This window comes from Pseudomonas sp. zfem002 (assembly GCF_032621685.1).
In the GTDB taxonomy this organism is placed as follows: domain Bacteria; phylum Pseudomonadota; class Gammaproteobacteria; order Pseudomonadales; family Pseudomonadaceae; genus Aquipseudomonas; species Aquipseudomonas japonica.
The window spans coordinates 161747-178999 of record NZ_JAVYJH010000002.1; the positions used below are offsets into that span (position 1 = coordinate 161747).

A 17253-nucleotide genomic window follows, 5' to 3' on the forward strand; every position below is an offset into this window, starting at 1 on the left:
GGAGAAGCCCATGTCACTTCTGCAAATCCGCAATCTCAACGTGCGCTTCGGCGACGCCGATGCCGTGCCGGTGGTGGACGGTCTCGACCTGTCCGTGGAAAAGGGCGAAGTCCTGGCCATCGTCGGCGAATCCGGTTCCGGCAAGTCGGTGACCATGATGGCGCTGATGGGCCTGATCGACCCGCCCGGGCGCATCAGCGCCGACACCCTCAGCTTCGACGGCAACGACATGCTGAAGATCAGCGGCCGGCAACGGCGCAAGGTGGTCGGCAAGGACATGGCGATGGTCTTCCAGGACCCGATGACCGCGCTCAACCCCAGCTACACCGTGGGCTTCCAGATCGAGGAAGTGCTGCGCCAGCACCTTGGCCTGCGTGGCAAGGCGGCGCGCCAGCGCGCCCTGGAATTGCTGAAGAAGGTCGAGATCCCGGCCCCGGAAAGCCGCCTCGACGCCTACCCGCACCAACTCTCCGGCGGCATGAGCCAGCGCGTCGCGATCGCCATGGCGATTGCCGGCGAACCCAAGCTGCTGATCGCCGACGAACCGACCACCGCCCTCGACGTGACCATCCAGGCGCAGATCATGGAGCTGCTGCTGAACCTGCAGAAAGAGCAGGACATGGCGCTGATCCTGATCACCCACGACCTGGCCGTGGTCGCCGAGACCGCCAAGCGGGTCTGCGTGATGTATGCCGGCCAGGCCGTGGAGGTCGGGCAGGTACCGGAGCTGTTCGAGGTTCCCGCCCACCCCTACAGCGAAGCGCTGCTCAAGGCCATCCCCGAACACAGCCTGGGGGCCGAGCGCCTGGCCACCCTGCCCGGCATCGTGCCCGGTCGCTATGACCGCCCCAGCGGCTGCCTGCTGTCGCCGCGCTGCCCCTATGTCCGCGACAACTGCCGCCAGCAGCGTCCTGGCCTCGATCCCCAGGCCCACAGCCTGGCGCGCTGCTTCTATCCGCTGAACCAGGAGGTGGCGTGATGAGCGTCGTTCTGACCGCCCGTGACCTCACCCGTCACTACGAAGTTTCCCGTGGCCTGTTCAAGGGCTACGCCACCGTGCGCGCACTCAATGGCGTGTCGTTCGAGCTGGAGGCCGGCAAGACCCTGGCCGTGGTCGGCGAGTCCGGCTGCGGCAAGTCGACCCTGGCCCGCGCCCTGACCCTGATCGAAGAGCCGTCGTCCGGGTCGCTGCAGATCGCCGGGCAGGAGGTCAACGGTGCCAGCAAGCAGGAGCGCAAGCAGCTGCGGCGCGACGTGCAGATGGTCTTCCAGAGCCCCTACGCCTCGCTCAACCCGCGGCAGAAGATCGGTGACCAGCTGGCCGAGCCACTGCTGATCAACACCTCGCTGTCCAAGGCGCAGCGGCGCGAAAAGGTCCAGGCGATGATGCAACAGGTGGGCCTGCGTCCCGAGCACTACCAGCGTTATCCGCACATGTTCTCCGGCGGCCAGCGCCAGCGCATCGCCCTGGCCCGGGCGATGATGCTGCAGCCCAAGGTGCTGGTGGCGGACGAACCGACCTCGGCGCTGGACGTGTCGATCCAGGCCCAGGTGCTCAACCTGTTCATGGACCTGCAGAAGGAGTTCAACACCGCCTATGTGTTCATCTCGCACAACCTGGCGGTGGTACGCCACGTGGCCGACGAGGTGCTGGTGATGTACCTGGGGCGGCCGGCGGAAATGGGACCGAGCGAGGACCTCTACAACAAGCCGCTGCATCCGTACACGCAGGCGCTGCTGTCGGCGACCCCGACCATTCACCCGGATCCGCTGAAGCCGAAGATCAAGATCGCCGGTGAGTTGCCCAACCCGCTGAATCCGCCTGATGGCTGTGCGTTCCACAAGCGTTGCCCGCATGCGACGGAGCGCTGTGCGAAGGAAGTGCCGGCGTTTCGCAGGGTGGAGACGCGGCAGGTGGCGTGTCATTACGCCGAGCAGTTCCTGTAGAGCCGGTGTCGCCTGGTTGGGGCCTGCTTTGCAGGCCTTCGCGGGCAAGCCACGCTCCTACGGAGGCATGGCACCCACCCCGTAGGAGCGTGGCTTGCCCGCGAAAGGGCCGCAAAGCGGCCCCAATTGGATCAGTGCATGAACAGCGCGATCAGGATAATCACCGGAATCGGCACGCCCAGCATCCACAGCAGTAAAGAGCGCATAGCGTTTCTCCTTGTTCTTCGTTCAAAGACTCAGCTCATCGATACGGTACGTTGACGGCCCGGATAGTCGGTCGCAGCCCCTTCCAGCCAGATCACCCGATCCCGCTGACGACCACCCCAGAGCGCCGCCACACTGGCGAAGAACGCCCCGCACAGCAGCGCGATGAAGGTCCACAGCGAAGCCCATGCCGCTGCCTTGGCCGCGGTGTCGGCAGCCTGCTGCGCCTCGACCTTGGCCTGTTGCACCTGGGCCATGACCTGGTCGACCCGGGCTTCTGCTTCGGCCTGGCTCAGGCGGGTGCGCTGCGCCACCAGTTGCGCGAGATAGGTACGGTCTTCCGGCGACAAGCTGCCATCCTGCATCACGCCCCGCGCCAGGATGCGGCTGGCAACCCCATTGGCGGCATCCTCGCTGACCGCGGTGGGGCCTTCGCTGCGGAACAGGCTGTCGACGAAGTAACCCATCGGATCATTGTTGGTGTTGCTTGCCGCCATGCTGCCCGCGCCGACAGCCACAGCACTCGCCCCGGCCTGGGCACCGGCGCCCACCAGGTTGCCAGCGGTGCCGAGCACCAGCATCGCCGCCACCAGGGTGGCCACGGCCCAGGCCAGGAAGCCATGGGCGGTATCGCGGAAATACACCTCGTCGCCATGCAAATTGGCCCACTTCACCCGCAGGCGCCCGGCGATGTAGCCGCCCAGGCCGGAGGCGATGATCTGGGTGACCAGCAGCCAGACGATGGTGGAAATGCCCAGGGCCTTGGCGCTGGCACCCTCGTCGGCCCACGGCGACGTGGCGGCAAAGCCCAGGCCCGCGCCGAGAATCAGCAGGACCAGGGACAACGCCGCCGCGGCCGCGGCACCAGCGAAGATAGCGGCCCAGGACACACCTGAGCGGTTCGGGGCTTCTAGAGCAGTGGCGGAATATTCGGTAGTGATCATGGGTTTTCGCCTTGTTCGGGTGGAGGAAATCCATTCGCAAGGCAAGCGGTGCAGTGGCTGTGCCAACTGTGACAAAAGATGACATCAAGAAGAATCAATGAGTTAGGCAAAACACCTATCTGAGGACCGTGCAGAATGCGCGATTCACCACGAGCAGTCAGGGTGTTATGCACGTTGCCTTGAATGTGCACCGCGCCGGCGCCAGCAGCGACCCGCGCCCGGCCACCAGCCGCCTGGGCCTGTCACCGCGCCAGTTGAGCACCATGGCCCAGGACCTGGAACACTATTTCCAGCGCCAGCGGCCCTACCTCGACTAGGATCGACGCCAGACCTTTCGCGGATGTGGAGCACTACCCGATGCACGCCTGGCGCACGATCAGCCTCTGGATGGACCAGCTCGACGAGCCGCTCGAACCGCGCCCGGCCCTGGACCGGGACCTCGACGTCGATGTGTGCATCATCGGCGCCGGCTACACGGGGCTGTGGACCGCCTACTACCTCAAGCAGCAGGCGCCACAGCTGAACATCGCCATCATCGAGGCGAAGTTCGCCGGCTTCGGCGCGTCCGGACGCAACGGCGGCTGGCTGATGGGCAACCTGCTCGGCGACGATCGCCTGCTCGCCAGCCTCTCCCCGCAGCAACGCCGGGCCAGCATCGACCTGCTCCACGACATCCCCGATGAAGTCCGCCGCGTGCTGGACCGCGAAGGCATCGACTGCGACTACCGCAAGGGCGGCGTGCTGTATTGCGCGGCGCGCTACCCGGAGCAGGAAAGAAGCCTGCGCGGCTGGCTCGACGACCTCTACCGCCAGGGCATGAACGCCGACGACTATCGCTGGCTGCGCCCCGAAGAACTGGAGGGCCAGCTGCGGGTCAGCAATGCCTACGGCGCGATCTTCAGCCCGCATACCGCGACCCTCCAGCCGGCGAAACTGGCCCGTGGCCTGGCCCGGGCGGTGGAACGCCTCGGCGTGCCGATCTACGAGAACACCCCGGCCATCGACTGGCGTCCCGGCCAGGTCCGCACCTCGCAAGCGACGATCCGCAGCCACTGGGTGGTACCCGCCGTGGAGGGGTACGCCGCCAGCCTGCCGCCGCTGGGCAAGCATCAGTTGCCGGTGCAGAGCCTGCTGGTGGCCACCGAGCCGCTGGAGGATTCGGTGTGGGACGAGATCGGCCTGAAGGAAGGCCAGGCGTTCAGCGAGAACAGCCGTCAGGTCACCTATGGCCAGCGCACCCGCGACAACCGCCTGATGTTCGGCGCCCGTGGCGGCTATCGCTTCGGCGGGCGCCTGCGCGAGGACTTCAGCCTCACGCCCGGCGAAGTCGATCTGCGTCGCTACCTGTTCGGCGAGCTGTTTCCGCAATTGAAGAATGTGCGCATCACCCATTCCTGGGGCGGCAACCTGGGCATGGCACGGCGCTTCCGCCCACACATGCTCTGCGACCGCCAGCGCGGTATCGCCCTGTCCGGCGGCTACGGCGGCGAAGGCGTCGGCGCCACCAACCTCGGTGGACGCACCCTCGCCGCGCTGCTCCTCGGCCAGCACAACGCCCTCACCGCCCAGCCCTGGGTCCACGACAACCGGCCGCTGTCCAGCCTCGCCAGCTGGCCGCCGGAGCCGTGCCGCTGGCTGGGCTACAACGCCATCATCCAGAGCTTCGTCTTCGAGGACCGCACCCTCGCCAGCCCCGCCAGCCCACCCTGGCGCCGGCGCATGGCCAGCGGGCTGGCGGACTTCATGCAGGGCTTCATGAATTGAATCCGGACCAGGAGGAACCCGCCTGCTGGCTATTCGATTCCCAGGGAAGGCGCGCCGTGGTTCGACATGGTGACCAATGCAGGAGCTGGCTTGCCTGCGACGGTCCTTCGCAGGCAAGCCAGCTCCTGCAGCGAGAAAGCGAGCTTAGTGATGCTCGCGAGTAGCGCGGAATTTCACATCCGGCCAACGCTCTTCCATCAGCGACAGGTTGACCCGGGTCGGTGCCAGGTAGGTCAGGTGACCACCGCCATCCACCGCGAGGTTTTCCATCGCCTTGGTCTTGAAGTCTTCCAGCTTCTTCTTGTCATCGCAGGCAATCCAGCGCGCCGACCACACGGTGATCGGCTCGTAGGCGCACTCGACCTTGTATTCCTCTTTCAGGCGGCTGGCGACCACATCGAACTGCAGCACACCGACGGCGCCGAGGATGATGTCGTTGCTGCGCTCGGGGAAGAACACCTGGGTCGCGCCCTCTTCCGCCAACTGCTGCAGGCCCTGGCGCAGTTGCTTGGATTTCAGCGGATCCTTCAGGCGCACGCGGCGGAACAGCTCCGGAGCAAAGTGCGGGATACCGGTGAAGCCCAGGCTCTCGCCTTCGGTGAAGGTGTCGCCGATCTGGATGGTGCCGTGGTTGTGCAGGCCGATGATGTCGCCGGCCCAGGCCTCTTCCAACTGCTCACGCTCGGAGGAGAAGAAGGTCAGCGCGTCGCCGATGCGCAGGTCCTTGCCGGTACGCACATGGCGCATTTTCATGCCCTTCTCGTACCTGCCCGAGCAGATGCGCATGAAGGCGATGCGGTCGCGGTGCTTGGGGTCCATGTTCGCCTGGATCTTGAACACGAAGCCGCTGAACTTCTCTTCCACCGGCTCCACGGTACGCTCGTGAGCGACCCGGGCCAGCGGACGCGGCGCCCAGTCGACCACGGCGTCAAGGACGTGATCGACACCGAAGTTGCCCAGCGCGGTACCGAAGAACACCGGGGTCAGCTGGCCGTTGAGGAACTCGTCCTGGTTGAACTCGTGGCAGGCGCCCTGCACCAGTTCGAGCTGCTCGACGAAACTGTCGTACTGGTCGCCCAGGTGCGCGCGGGCCTCGTCGGAATCCAGCTTCTCGATGATCTTGGCTTCGGTGCGCTCGTGACCGTGGCCCGGGGTGTAGACCACGATGTAGTCCTGGGACAGGTGATAGACACCCTTGAAGTCCTTGTAGCAGCCAATCGGCCAGGTGATCGGCGCGGCCTTGATCTTCAGCACCGCCTCGATCTCGTCGAGCAGTTCGATCGGGTCGCGGATATCACGGTCGAGTTTGTTGATGAAGCTGACGATCGGCGTATCGCGCAGGCGGCAGACGTCCATCAGGGCGATGGTCCGCGGCTCTACGCCCTTACCACCGTCGAGCACCATCAGCGCCGAGTCCACCGCGGTCAGGGTGCGGTAGGTGTCTTCAGAGAAGTCTTCGTGGCCCGGGGTGTCGAGCAGGTTGACCATGTGCTCGCGGTAGGGGAACTGCATCACCGAGGTGGTGATGGAGATACCACGCTGCTTCTCCATTTCCATCCAGTCGGAAGTGGCATGGCGGTCGGACTTGCGCGACTTCACCGTACCGGCGACGGCGATCGCCTTGCCCATCAGCAGGAGCTTCTCGGTGATGGTGGTCTTACCGGCGTCGGGGTGGGAAATGATTGCGAAAGTGCGGCGCTTCGCGACTTCGGCGGCCTGGTGGGTCATGGGAAATCGCCTGACTGGGGATTGAAAAAAGGGGCGGTATCATACCTGAAGTTGGGCGGGGACCAAAATCGGGTCCCCGCATTTGCTGAGCAATAGACACGAATGTGTTAGTCGACCTTTTCGTGCTGGCTTCCAAAGCCTTCCAGCGTCACGGGCCTGCGGCCGGGAATGTTGACGATTACCTCCAGCCGCCCTCCTAACGCTTCCACATAATTGCGAAGCGTTGAAATCAACATATCGCTTCGCTTTTCAACCTTGGAAACGTTCGCCTGCCCGATCTCCATCTGTTCCGCCAGGCATTCCTGGGTAATCCCCAACTCGCGACGCAACGCCTGAATAGTCATTTCCTCGCGGATCAATTCCTGCCCGTACTCTTCAACCTCCGCACGAAAATCCGCGGGCAGGCTGTCAATCACTTCATCAAGTGTCTTGGACATCATCCTTTCCTCTCATCAGATGCATGATAAAGCGCTCATCCGCACGCTTGACCAGACTTCGATAGAACCGGCCCTGATCGACTCCCACCTTGTCGCCAGCGACCAGCATGACGGCACATCTTGAAGGGTCGAACGCGAAAGCAACGCGCCAGACACCGTCATCGACCCTGAACCTCAGCTCCTTCATGTTCGAGTAAACCGAGCCCTTCAAAGTATCGACCTGCGGCCGGCCCAGACTCGGTCCCATCTGTTCCAGCAATCTCAAGCGCCCCAAGAGCGACTTTTTGACCGACTTGTCGAAGCCATCGAACTCTCCAAGGAACTCCGTACAAAATCTGATCGACCACGCCATAAAATACCTCCGAAGGAATATTCCCTCAAGCGACTATTCGCAAGAAGTACGGAGGTAAATGCTGCCCTCGCGACTAACGGCCCAATAGCAGGCGTTTCAACGCCCGCCGGACAGAATCACGCTGCTTTCTCGCGCGAATTTTCCTACACCCCAGGGATGAACACTGGCCAAATGCCGCCTCAGATGGGAACCTTTAGCGCAACGGAGACGTCCATTCCCCTGTCCATGCCAACCTGGCGACCGCTGGTCGGGGGATGTTTCACCGACAACACGAGCCTGACGAGGTTTCGCTCATGGCGCGCCCAAGAAGCGCGCTGCTACTCGCGCAACGACTGCCCGTCGCCCGGAATGGCGACCCCCGCGGGCGTCGCTGCGCCGACGATGAAAAAGGAGTCCGCGCCTATGGCTGTACGCTATGGCAAGGGGCTGATGGGATGGGCCGCCGCGCTCGTCATCCTGGCCCTGCTGGTCCACTGGATCGGCATCGATACGATCGCGCACTACCGCGCCGATCTGTGGTTCTACCTGCAGGCGCACCTGATGCTGGTGCTGCTGTCGATGGTGGCGGCGCTCGCCGTGGGCATCCCCGCCGGCATCGCCCTGAGTCGACCGCAGCGGATCGACCGCGCCGAACGCTTCATGCAGGTCTTCAACATCGGCAACACCGTTCCACCCCTCGCCGTCCTCGCCATCGCCCTGAGCATCCTTGGCATCGGCGCCGGCCCCGCGATCTTCGCGCTGTTCCTCGCCTCGCTGCTGCCCATCGTGCGCAACACCTACGAAGGCCTGAAGAACGTCCCCGCCTCGCTCAAGGAAGCCGCCACCGGCATCGGCATGACCCCGCGCCAGACGCTGTACCAGGTCGAACTGCCGAACGCCGTGCCGATCATCGTCGGCGGTGTGCGCGTGGCCCTGGCGATCAACGTCGGCACCGCGCCGCTGTCGTTCCTGATCGGCGCCAACAGCCTGGGCAGCCTGATCTTCCCCGGCATCGCCCTGAACAACCAGCCGCAACTGCTGCTGGGCGCGGCCTGTACCGCAGCCCTGGCGTTGCTGCTCGATGCGCTGGTCAGCCAGTGCAGTCGCCGCTGGCTGGAACGCGGCCTGACCCACTGACCGAGGGACCCTCATGAAAAGAATCGCCTTGTTCCTGGGCGCGGCCCTGCTGTTCGCCGGATTTGCCCAGGCCGCCGACAAACCGCTGATCCGCATTGGCGCGCGGGTCTTCACCGAGCAGACGGTGCTCGCCGAAATCACCGCGCGCTACCTGCGCCAGCACGGCTTCGACGTGCGCATCACCGGCGGGCTGGGCAGCAACCTGGCGCGCAGTGCCCAGGAAAGCGGCCAGCTCGACATGGTCTGGGAATACACCGGCGTCTCGCTGGTCTCCTACAACCATATCGACGAACGCCTGCCCAGCGCCGCGGCCACCTATGCACGAGTCAAGCAACTGGACGCGCAGAAGGGCCTGGTCTGGCTCGCGCCATCGCGCTTCAGCAACACTTATGCCCTGGCCCTGCCGCGCTCGGTGGCCGAGCAGTACCCACAGGTGAACAGCATCAGCCAGCTCAACCAGGTGCTGCGCGACGAAGCGGGCAAGCCCCACGTCCTCGCCCTCGACACCGAGTTCGCCAACCGCCCGGACGGCCTCGCCGGCCTCACCGAGACCTACGACCTGCAGTTCACCCGCAAGGACATCCGCCAGATGGACGCCGGCCTGGTCTACACCGCGCTGCGCAACGGCCAGGTGTTCAGCGGCCTGGTCTACACCACCGACGGCCGCCTCAGCGCCTTCGACCTCAAGCTGCTGGAAGACGACCGCCACTACTTCCCCGACTACACGGCAGCGCCCGTGGTGCGCAAGGCCGTGCTCGACGCCCACCCCCAACTGGCAACCCTGCTCAAGCCACTGGCCGACCAGCTGGACGACGAGACTATGCGCCGGCTCAACGCCAGGGTCGACGTCGAACACCAGAGTCCGGGCCAGGTGGCCGACGACTTCCTGCGCGAGCATCCCCTGCAAGGAGGTGGGCAATGAACCTGCTGGAGACCTTCGCCCACCTCGACTGGGCGCAAGTACTGCAACTGACCGGCCAGCACATCACCCTGGTGGGCATCGCGGTCGGCCTGGCGATCCTCGTCGGTGTGCCGCTGGGCATCCTCATGACCCGCTTCCCCAGCCTCGCCGGCCCCTTGCAGGCCAGCGCCACGGTGCTGCTGACGGTGCCGTCGATCGCCCTGTTCGGCCTGCTCCTGCCGTTCTACTCGAAGTTCGGCCAGGGCCTCGGTCCGCTGCCGGCGATCACCGCGGTGTTCCTCTATTCCCTGGTGCCGATCATGCGCAACACCTACCTGGCCCTGACCAGCGTCGAGCCGGGCATCCGTGAAGCCGCCCGCGGCATCGGCATGACCTTCGGCCAGCGCCTGCGCATGGTCGAACTGCCGATCGCCGTACCGGTGATCCTCGCCGGGGTGCGTACCGCCGTGGTGATGAACATCGGCGTGATGACCATCGCCGCCACCATCGGCGCCGGCGGTCTCGGCGTACTCATCCTGACCTCCATCAGCCGCAGCGACATGTCGATGCTGCTGGTCGGCGCCGTGCTGGTGAGCCTCCTGGCCATCCTCGCCGACCTGCTGCTGCAAGCCCTGCAACGTTCGCTGACTCCAGAAGGACTGCTCAAATGATCGAACTCCAGAACCTCTCGAAAACCTTCCAAAGTAACGGCAAGGAGGTCAAGGCAGTCGACGCGGTCAGCCTGACCGTCAACGAAGGCGAGATCTGCGTGTTCCTCGGCCCGTCCGGCTGCGGCAAAAGCACCACGCTGAAGATGATCAACCGCCTGATCGAACCGACCTCGGGCAAGGTGCTGATCAACGGCGAGGACACCACCGGCCTCGACGAAACGACTCTGCGCCGGCGCATCGGCTACGTGATCCAGCAGATCGGCCTGTTCCCCAACATGACCATCGAGGAAAACATCACCGTGGTTCCACGGCTGCTCGGCTGGGACAAACAGAAATGCCACGAGCGTGCCCGCGAACTGATGAGCATGATCCGCCTGGAGCCCAAGCAGTACCTGCAGCGCTACCCGCGCGAGCTGTCCGGCGGCCAGCAGCAGCGCATCGGGGTGATCCGCGCGCTCGCCGCCGAGGCCCCGTTGCTGCTGATGGACGAGCCGTTCGGCGCGGTCGACCCGATCAACCGCGAGATGATCCAGAACGAGTTCTTCGAGATGCAGCGGGCGCTGAACAAGACGGTGATCATGGTCAGCCATGACATCGACGAGGCGCTCAAGCTGGGCGACAAGATCGCCATCTTCCGCGCCGGCAAGCTGGTCCAGCTGGACCATCCGGACACCCTGCTGGCGCATCCGGCGGATGAGTTCGTCAGCAATTTCGTCGGCCAGGACAGCACCCTCAAGCGCCTGCTGCTGGTGCGTGCGGAGGATGCGGCGGACAACGCGCCGTCGGCGAGTCCCGGGATGGCGGTGGCGGACGCCCTGGAACTGATGGACGAGCACGACCGCAAGTATGTGGTGGTGACCGATGACGACAACTGCGCGCTGGGTTATGTGCGGCGGCGTGACCTGCATCGCCAGCAGGGTACCTGTGCCGATTTCCTGCGCGAGTTCAATGCCACGGCGGCCCATGACGAGCACCTGCGCATCCTGTTGTCGCGGATGTACGAGTTCAATCGGGCGTGGTTGCCGGTGCTGGATGGGCAGCAGGTGTTCCTGGGCGAGGTGACCCAGGAATCGATTGCGGCGTACCTGAGTTCGGGGCGCTCGCGAGGGGGCAAGACCAGCATCGTGTCGCCGGCCGAGACAGCGGAGTCGTAAACGGCGCTCCTCTCCCCCGGTAGGAGCGTGGCTTGCCCGCGAAGGACCGCGTAGCGGTCCCGGATTTCAGCGCTAATGGGACCGCTGCGCGGTCCTTCGCAGGCAAGCCAGCTCCTACAAGTCCTTCGCAGGCATGCCACGCGCCTACGGGGAGCGCGCCAGCCTGGGTCAGAACCCTACACTGGCCTGCACATAGAAGGTCCGCGGCTCGCCCAGGTAGATCCCCGAGTTGTTGTCGCTGGAACGGGTGTAGTACTGCTTGTCGAAGATGTTCTTCACCCCCACCCCCAGCTTCAGGTTCGACAGTTCCTTGCCGAAGTCATACCCGCCGCGGGCACTCCAGGTCACGTAGCCGGGAATGTCGCCGTACTGCCCATCGGCGCTCGGTGTGGTGATGTAGTTGCCGTTGAAGCTGCCATCGGTATTCATCCCGGTACCCGGCGCGCGCTGTTTCGATTGGGCGAAGGCATCCAGGTTCCAGGTCCAGCGGTCCACCTGGTAACGCAGCCCGGCATTGACCACCTGACGCGAGTAGAACGGCAGGTCGCGGCTCTTGAAGCCGGGGATCTCGCCTTCGTAGGTGGCACGGGTGTAGGTGAACCCGGCATTGGCGCTCAGGCCATCCAGGCGCGGGTCCAGCCCCGACAGGTCGTAGTGCACCGACGCCTCGATGCCCTGGTGCTTGGTCGCGCCGAGGTTGGTCCAGCCGATGTCGTTGCTGATGTACTGCAGTTCGTCGTCGAAGTCGATGTAGAACGCGGTCAGTTCGCCACCCCAGGTGCCGTCGTTGTAGCGGGTACCGATCTCGTAGGTCTTGGCCTTTTCCGCCTCCAGGCCGTTGGCGGTCGCGTCGCCGGTGCCACCCTGGCCCAACTGGAAGTACTGCAGGCTGCCGAACGACGTTTCGTAGTTGGCGAACAGCTTCCAGGCATCGGACAAGTGGTACATCACGCTCAGCGCCGGCAGCGGTTCGTTGCTGGTCACGCTGCGGTTCTTCTCCTGCACGCGCACGCCGTTGGTGCCACGCACCGCGCGCTCATGCCAGTCGGTGTTGATGTGCTCGAAGCGCACGCCCGGGGTGATGGTCCAGTTGCCGACGTCGATCTTGTCGTCGATGTAGTAGGCGCTGGCCTCGGTGCCGCCGGTGCGGTCCTGAAACACGTGGCCGTCGGACGTCGGGGTGATGGTCGGCACATTGTTGACCAGGGCCAGTCGGCTGGACTGCTCGTGCATGGCTTCCTTCAGGTAGCGATAGCCGACGCTGACTTCCTGGGTCGCGGGGCCGGTGAAGAAGATCCGCGAGACCCGCGGCTCCACGGCGAAGGTGTGGTAGCTGCGCGGGAAGGAACTGAGGGTCTTCTGGTCGCGGGCGGCGATGGTGCTGCCGCGGAAGCTGTCGGTGTAGTAGGTCAGCACTTCGAACTGGGTGACGTCGTCGATCTGCCGCAGGTACTTCAGCGACACGTCCTTGCGCCGGCCACTGAAGCTGTCGTAGTCGCGGTCGGACTGGTACGGGTCGGCGTCGAACTGCGCCTGGGTCAGGCCGCCGGGCATGTCGGCCTTGCCGTCGTAGTAGTGGAAGTTCAGCGACAGCTCGTCCTGCTCGGTGACGGCCCAGTGGGTCTTGAGCAGCACGTCGTCGATGTCGTTGTCATTGTTGCTGCTGCGGTAGCCGTGGCCATTGACCCCGGAGTACAGCAGTGCCGCGCCCAGGCCGTTGTCGGCGGTGCCGCCGATGAAGGCCGACTCGATGTGTTTCCAGCCGCCGTGACGGGACGTTTCCAGGGTCGTGGCGACCTCGCCGGTGGCTTCCTGCGGAATGGCGCGGGTGACGAAGTTGATCACCCCACCGACGTTCTGCGGCCCGTAACGCACGGAGCCCGCGCCGCGGACCACGTCGATGCTGTCGAGGTTGCCGGACGAAATCGGCGCCATCGACAGCTGCGGTTGACCGTACGGCGCGAACGCCGCGGGAATGCCGTCGATCAGCACGGTGGAGCGCGGCGACAGGCGCGAGGTCAGGCCGCGCACGCCGACGTTGAGCGACAGGTCGCTGCCGCCGGTGCCGTTGGAGTCCTGCACCTGCACCCCGGGAATGCCCTTGAGCACGTCGCGCACGTTCATCGCGCCCTGCTCGATCATCGCCTCGCGGCGGACCACGGTACGCGCACCGGGGTGGTTCTGCACCACGCGCTCCTCGGCGTCGCCGAGCCAGTCGCCGACCATGCTGACATCGGTAGGCGCCAGCTCCAGGGTGCCGCTGGCGGCCTGGGTGTCGGCCTGGGCCGGATGCAGGACCACAGTGCCCTGGGAAATCTCGTAGGTCAGCCCGCTGCCTTGCAGCAACGCCTGCAGCGCCTGCTCCGGCGACAAGCTGCCGGACACCGCCGGCGCCTGCTTGCCGGCCACCAGCGCGGGGCTGAAGAACAACTGCAGCGAAGTCTGCTGGCCCAACTGATTCAGCGCCGTGGCCAGCGACTGGGCCTGGATCTGGATGCTGGTCGGGGTCGAATCGGCGTAGCTGGTGCCGATGCTGGCGCTGACCGCCAGGGCCAGGGCCAGTGGCAGCCAGCGCGAGCGGCCGGCGGAACGCGGGGAAAGCTTGTTGTTGTTCACGTCTTCGAGAGGTCCTGAGGGGCGGATCGGGATCAACTGCCTGCGAATGAAAATGCTTGGCAATTACAAGTCGGACAGGAAGACGAACAACTCGAAAAATACCTGAATCTATTTCGCGATTATTTCCCGGGAGCCATCGGCATGGGCCACCACGGTGACCGGCAGGATGCTCGGCAAGGCACGCAGCAGAGCGTCCGTATCGTCGACGCGGAAGGTGCTGCTCAGGCGCAGGCCAGCGACTTTTGGCGCCACTTTCAAGGGCTGCTGGCGGTAGCGCGAGACTTCTTCGGCCACCTGCGCCAGCGCGGCGTCGTTGAACACCAGCTTGCCGGAGCGCCAGGCGGTGAGCGCGGCGGCGTCCACCGCATAGGGCGCGGCGACCTTGCCCCGGGCATCGATATGGGCACCGAGGCCGGCGCTCAGCAGGGCCTGCGACCCGCCCTGGCCCTGTACCCGCACCGAACCCTGCTCCACCGCGACGCGGGTCTGCGCTGCATCGCGGCGGACGTCGAAGCGGGTGCCGGTCACGGTGACCGTGCCATTGCCGGCATCCACCACGAAGGGCCGGGCACTGTCGTGGGCGACGCTGAACATCACTTCGCCTTGCTCCAGGCGTACATCCCGCTGCCCGGCGCTGAAACGCACCTCCAGGCGGGTACGGCCGTTGATCTCCAGGTGCGTGCCGTCGGGCAACTCCACCTGGCGCCGTTCGCCAAGGGCGGTCTGCAGTTGTTCGGAATAATCGAGGCGCTGCTGCTGCCAGCCGAACCAGCCCAGGCCCAGCGCGGCGGCGGCCATACCGGCCGCGAGGGCCTGGCGGAGGAAGCGACGGCGCGGCAGGGCGCGCACCGGGTCGGCGACGCAGAGTTTTTCCAGGCGCTCGGGCGACAGCAGATCGCTGGCCCGCCACAGTCGCGCCAGCAGCTCGTATTCGTCGCGATGAAGGGGATCCGCGGCCAGCCAAACCTCGAAGCGCGTCTGCTGCTCGGGCGCCAGCGGCGCATCCTGGACCCGGGCGAACCATTCGGCCGCCTGCTCGCGCGCGGCCTCGTGCGGCCCGGAACTCGCGCCCTGATTCATGAATACATTCGCCTGACTCATCTCGTCGACACATCCAGGTGCTCACGCAGATGACGGAGCGTGCGGATCATATACTTTTCGACCATGTTCTTGGTCAATCCCATGCGTTCGGCGATCTCCGCCTGGGTCAGCCCCTCGAGCTTCTGCCAGACGAACACCTTGCGACAGTTCAGTGGCAGCTCGGCCAGCGCGCGCTCGACGCTGTCGGCCAGTTGCAACGCATTCATGAACGCCTCCGGGTCGTCGCCCGGCACCGGGCCGAGGTCCACGGCCTGCTGTTCGAGCAACTGGCGGCGATCCTCGCGGCGGTAACCGTCGACGGCGATGTTGCGCGCGGTCTGGTGCAGGTAGGCGCGCGGCTGCTCGACGCCGGCCTGTTCGCTTTCCAGCACCCGGACAAAGGCATCGTGCGCCAGATCCTCGGCCTGCTGGCGACTGCGCAGCTTGCGCGTCCAGGTGCCGATCAGCTCGTGGTAGTGGTCGAGGAAGCCTTTGTGTCGAGACACGGTGTGGAGGTCATCGTCAGGCGGAGAGAAGGTGCGCGAATAGTAATGTTTCTTATTAAGAGCGGCAAATATCTCGTCACTTCGTCCGATCGGAGGTGTGCGGGCTAATTTTTTTCACCTCGGCTATCGCTGCAACGGGTGGCCATAAATATGAACAGTCGGACCCGGCACAGGGATGACCGGCGGGTTACGACAAATGGTCACTTTGATTCAATCAAAGACACTTGGTGGCGAAACTCGGCGAATGAAACAGCTGCGGAACAACTTCGGCGAACATCGGCAAATCGCCAGCTATTCCACAATTCTTTACGCAGCGACGATTCTCGGGAACATATGGCTGTCACCTGAGTCGGTTATGAAGGAAACAAGCCGACAACGCACCGCCGAGGAGTACGAAAACGCGACATTTTTAGTTGATCTTGAACCCCTCAGGTCCTAAAGTTCGCGCCGAACGTCCATGCTGGAAACGATCCATCCGGCTCAAGTACTGACGACGAGACAGCAAGGTCACCCGTGGAGCAAGTTATCGCGCGCGGTTGACCTTTTTGCTTTCGGCGACATGCCTTGGGAAGTAGGCGAACCAAAGTGGGGATACGGAGGGCGTTCAGTTGCAGCCACTTATTTATTCAGTTTGCCCATGGAGTCCCCCGGTATGTCGATTCAGGTCGAAGACTACTTCGCGCGCGAAACCTTCCAGAAAATGAAGGCGTTCGCCGACAAGCAAGAAACCCCGTTCGTACTCATCGACACCCAGATGATCAGCCAGGCCTACGACGACCTGCGCGCCGGCTTCGAATTCGCCAAGGTCTACTACGCGGTCAAGGCCAACCCAGCAGTCGAAATCATCGACCTGCTGAAGGAAAAGGGTTCGAGCTTCGACATCGCCTCGATCTACGAGCTGGACAAGGTCCTGGGCCGTGGCGTCAGCGCCGACCGCATCAGCTACGGCAACACCATCAAGAAGTCCAAGGACATCCGCTACTTCTACGAGAAGGGCGTGCGCCTGTATGCCACCGACTCGGAAGCCGACCTGCGCAACATCGCCAAGGCCGCGCCGGGCTCGAAAGTCTACGTGCGCATCCTCACCGAAGGCTCCACCACCGCCGACTGGCCGCTGTCGCGCAAGTTCGGCTGCCAGACCGACATGGCCATGGACCTGCTGATCCTTGCCCGTGACCTGGGCCTGGTGCCGTACGGCATCTCCTTCCACGTCGGCTCGCAGCAGCGTGACATCTCCGTGTGGGACGCCGCGATCGCCAAGGTCAAGGTGATCTTCGAGCGCCTGAAAGAAGAAGACGGCATCGAACTGAAGCTGATCAACATGGGTGGCGGCTTCCCGGCCAACTACATCACCCGTACCAACAGCCTGGAAACCTACGCCGAAGAGATCATCCGCTTCCTCAAGGAAGACTTCGGCGACGACCTGCCGGAAATCATCCTCGAGCCGGGCCGTTCGCTGATCGCCAACGCCGGTATCCTGGTCAGCGAAGTGGTACTGGTCGCGCGCAAATCGCGTACCGCCGTCGAGCGCTGGATCTACACCGACGTGGGCAAGTTCTCCGGCCTGATCGAAACCATGGACGAGTCCATCAAGTTCCCGATCTGGACCGAGAAGAAAGGCGAAACCGAAGAAGTCGTGATCGCCGGCCCGACCTGCGACAGCGCCGACATCATGTACGAGCACTACAAGTACGGCCTGCCGCTGAACCTGGCGATCGGCGACCGCCTGTACTGGCTGTCCACCGGTGCCTACACCACCAGCTACAGCGCCGTCGAATTCAACGGCTTCCCGCCGCTGAAGGCGTACTACCTGTAACATCCACTCCCTTGTAG

15 protein-coding genes and 1 pseudogene are annotated in these 17253 nt (G+C 64.5%); 9 read left to right on the forward strand and 7 right to left on the reverse strand.

Annotated features, from left to right (window positions below):
* The first annotated feature begins 10 nt into the window (after positions 1–10).
* Positions 11–979: an ABC transporter ATP-binding protein gene (locus RTI28_RS04045; protein WP_316919241.1), complete on the forward strand. Its 969-nt coding sequence runs from the start codon at positions 11–13 to the stop codon at positions 977–979.
* On the forward strand, positions 979–1947 hold the full coding sequence (locus tag RTI28_RS04050; RefSeq protein ID WP_316919242.1) for a peptide ABC transporter ATP-binding protein: 969 nt from the start codon (positions 979–981) through the stop codon (positions 1945–1947). Before RTI28_RS04045 ends, RTI28_RS04050 begins: the two co-directional genes overlap by 1 nt.
* Positions 1948–2183: 236 nt before the next feature.
* On the opposite strand, the gene RTI28_RS04055 is transcribed toward RTI28_RS04050, so the two are convergent.
* The gene (locus tag RTI28_RS04055; RefSeq protein ID WP_316919243.1) at positions 2184–3095 is read right to left on the reverse strand and encodes a hypothetical protein; all 912 of its coding nucleotides are present in this window, start codon (positions 3093–3095) and stop codon (positions 2184–2186) included.
* Positions 3096–3295: 200 nt separating this feature from the next.
* Between RTI28_RS04055 and RTI28_RS04060 the strand changes: the two are divergent.
* Positions 3296–3409 (forward strand): annotated as a pseudogene (locus tag RTI28_RS04060) (DUF4440 domain-containing protein); the annotation flags it as partial.
* Positions 3410–3452: 43 nt separating this feature from the next.
* A complete protein-coding gene (locus RTI28_RS04065; protein WP_316919244.1) occupies positions 3453–4859 on the forward strand; it encodes an FAD-dependent oxidoreductase in 1407 nt (468 codons plus the stop codon).
* A gap of 144 nt (positions 4860–5003) precedes the next feature.
* On the opposite strand, the gene RTI28_RS04070 is transcribed toward RTI28_RS04065, so the two are convergent.
* From RTI28_RS04070 to RTI28_RS04080, 3 genes are all read right to left on the reverse strand, one after another.
* The gene (locus tag RTI28_RS04070; RefSeq protein WP_316919245.1) at positions 5004–6587 is read right to left on the reverse strand and encodes a peptide chain release factor 3; all 1584 of its coding nucleotides are present in this window, start codon (positions 6585–6587) and stop codon (positions 5004–5006) included.
* A gap of 107 nt (positions 6588–6694) precedes the next feature.
* Positions 6695–7024 (reverse strand): XRE family transcriptional regulator, encoded by a 330-nt coding sequence (locus tag RTI28_RS04075; RefSeq protein WP_316919246.1) that lies wholly within the window; start codon positions 7022–7024, stop codon positions 6695–6697.
* Positions 7008–7376 (reverse strand): type II toxin-antitoxin system RelE/ParE family toxin, encoded by a 369-nt coding sequence (locus RTI28_RS04080; RefSeq protein ID WP_316919247.1) that lies wholly within the window; start codon positions 7374–7376, stop codon positions 7008–7010. The genes RTI28_RS04075 and RTI28_RS04080 overlap by 17 nt, the downstream gene beginning before the upstream one ends.
* A 402-nt stretch (positions 7377–7778) precedes the next feature.
* On the opposite strand from RTI28_RS04080, the gene RTI28_RS04085 reads away from it, so the two are divergent.
* From RTI28_RS04085 to RTI28_RS04100, 4 genes are read left to right on the forward strand one after another with little or no spacing between them, the layout of a single operon-like run.
* Positions 7779–8492: an ABC transporter permease gene (locus RTI28_RS04085; protein ID WP_316919248.1), complete on the forward strand. Its 714-nt coding sequence runs from the start codon at positions 7779–7781 to the stop codon at positions 8490–8492.
* 13 nt (positions 8493–8505) lie between these two features.
* Positions 8506–9414 carry a glycine betaine ABC transporter substrate-binding protein gene (locus tag RTI28_RS04090; protein WP_316919249.1) on the forward strand — a complete coding sequence of 303 codons (909 nt, stop codon included), beginning with the start codon at positions 8506–8508 and terminating at the stop codon, positions 9412–9414.
* Positions 9411–10064, forward strand: a complete 654-nt coding sequence (locus tag RTI28_RS04095) for an ABC transporter permease (protein WP_316919250.1) — start codon at positions 9411–9413, stop codon at positions 10062–10064. The genes RTI28_RS04090 and RTI28_RS04095 overlap by 4 nt, the downstream gene beginning before the upstream one ends.
* Positions 10061–11218, forward strand: a complete 1158-nt coding sequence (locus tag RTI28_RS04100; protein ID WP_316919251.1) for an ABC transporter ATP-binding protein — start codon at positions 10061–10063, stop codon at positions 11216–11218. The genes RTI28_RS04095 and RTI28_RS04100 overlap by 4 nt, the downstream gene beginning before the upstream one ends.
* A 168-nt stretch (positions 11219–11386) precedes the next feature.
* On the opposite strand, the gene RTI28_RS04105 is transcribed toward RTI28_RS04100, so the two are convergent.
* From RTI28_RS04105 to RTI28_RS04115, 3 genes are all read right to left on the reverse strand, one after another.
* Positions 11387–13834, reverse strand: a complete 2448-nt coding sequence (locus tag RTI28_RS04105) for a TonB-dependent siderophore receptor (RefSeq protein ID WP_410478946.1) — start codon at positions 13832–13834, stop codon at positions 11387–11389.
* A gap of 108 nt (positions 13835–13942) precedes the next feature.
* On the reverse strand, positions 13943–14914 hold the full coding sequence (locus RTI28_RS04110) for a FecR family protein (RefSeq protein ID WP_316919252.1): 972 nt from the start codon (positions 14912–14914) through the stop codon (positions 13943–13945).
* 17 nt (positions 14915–14931) lie between these two features.
* A complete protein-coding gene (locus tag RTI28_RS04115) occupies positions 14932–15420 on the reverse strand; it encodes an RNA polymerase sigma factor (protein WP_316919253.1) in 489 nt (162 codons plus the stop codon).
* Positions 15421–16072: 652 nt separating this feature from the next.
* On the opposite strand from RTI28_RS04115, the gene RTI28_RS04120 reads away from it, so the two are divergent.
* Complete coding sequence (locus RTI28_RS04120) at positions 16073–17236, forward strand: type III PLP-dependent enzyme (RefSeq protein ID WP_316919254.1); 1164 nt, start codon at positions 16073–16075, stop codon at positions 17234–17236.
* The last annotated feature ends 17 nt before the right edge of the window (positions 17237–17253 follow it).

What these genes read in the sequence shown, in the direction of transcription:
- RTI28_RS04110 (WP_316919252.1), bottom strand. Translation starts at nt 14,914, where the DNA reads ATGAATCAGGGCGCGAGTTCCGGGCCGCACGAGGCCGCGCGCGAGCAG.
- RTI28_RS04095 (WP_316919250.1), top strand. Translation starts at nt 9,411, where the DNA reads ATGAACCTGCTGGAGACCTTCGCCCACCTCGACTGGGCGCAAGTACTG.
- RTI28_RS04070 (WP_316919245.1), bottom strand. Translation starts at nt 6,587, where the DNA reads ATGACCCACCAGGCCGCCGAAGTCGCGAAGCGCCGCACTTTCGCAATC.
- RTI28_RS04090 (WP_316919249.1), top strand. Translation starts at nt 8,506, where the DNA reads ATGAAAAGAATCGCCTTGTTCCTGGGCGCGGCCCTGCTGTTCGCCGGA.
- RTI28_RS04080 (WP_316919247.1), bottom strand. Translation starts at nt 7,376, where the DNA reads ATGGCGTGGTCGATCAGATTTTGTACGGAGTTCCTTGGAGAGTTCGAT.
- RTI28_RS04120 (WP_316919254.1), top strand. Translation starts at nt 16,073, where the DNA reads ATGTCGATTCAGGTCGAAGACTACTTCGCGCGCGAAACCTTCCAGAAA.
- RTI28_RS04055 (WP_316919243.1), bottom strand. Translation starts at nt 3,095, where the DNA reads ATGATCACTACCGAATATTCCGCCACTGCTCTAGAAGCCCCGAACCGC.
- RTI28_RS04050 (WP_316919242.1), top strand. Translation starts at nt 979, where the DNA reads ATGAGCGTCGTTCTGACCGCCCGTGACCTCACCCGTCACTACGAAGTT.
- RTI28_RS04065 (WP_316919244.1), top strand. Translation starts at nt 3,453, where the DNA reads ATGCACGCCTGGCGCACGATCAGCCTCTGGATGGACCAGCTCGACGAG.
- RTI28_RS04045 (WP_316919241.1), top strand. Translation starts at nt 11, where the DNA reads ATGTCACTTCTGCAAATCCGCAATCTCAACGTGCGCTTCGGCGACGCC.
- RTI28_RS04100 (WP_316919251.1), top strand. Translation starts at nt 10,061, where the DNA reads ATGATCGAACTCCAGAACCTCTCGAAAACCTTCCAAAGTAACGGCAAG.
- RTI28_RS04085 (WP_316919248.1), top strand. Translation starts at nt 7,779, where the DNA reads ATGGCTGTACGCTATGGCAAGGGGCTGATGGGATGGGCCGCCGCGCTC.
- RTI28_RS04075 (WP_316919246.1), bottom strand. Translation starts at nt 7,024, where the DNA reads ATGTCCAAGACACTTGATGAAGTGATTGACAGCCTGCCCGCGGATTTT.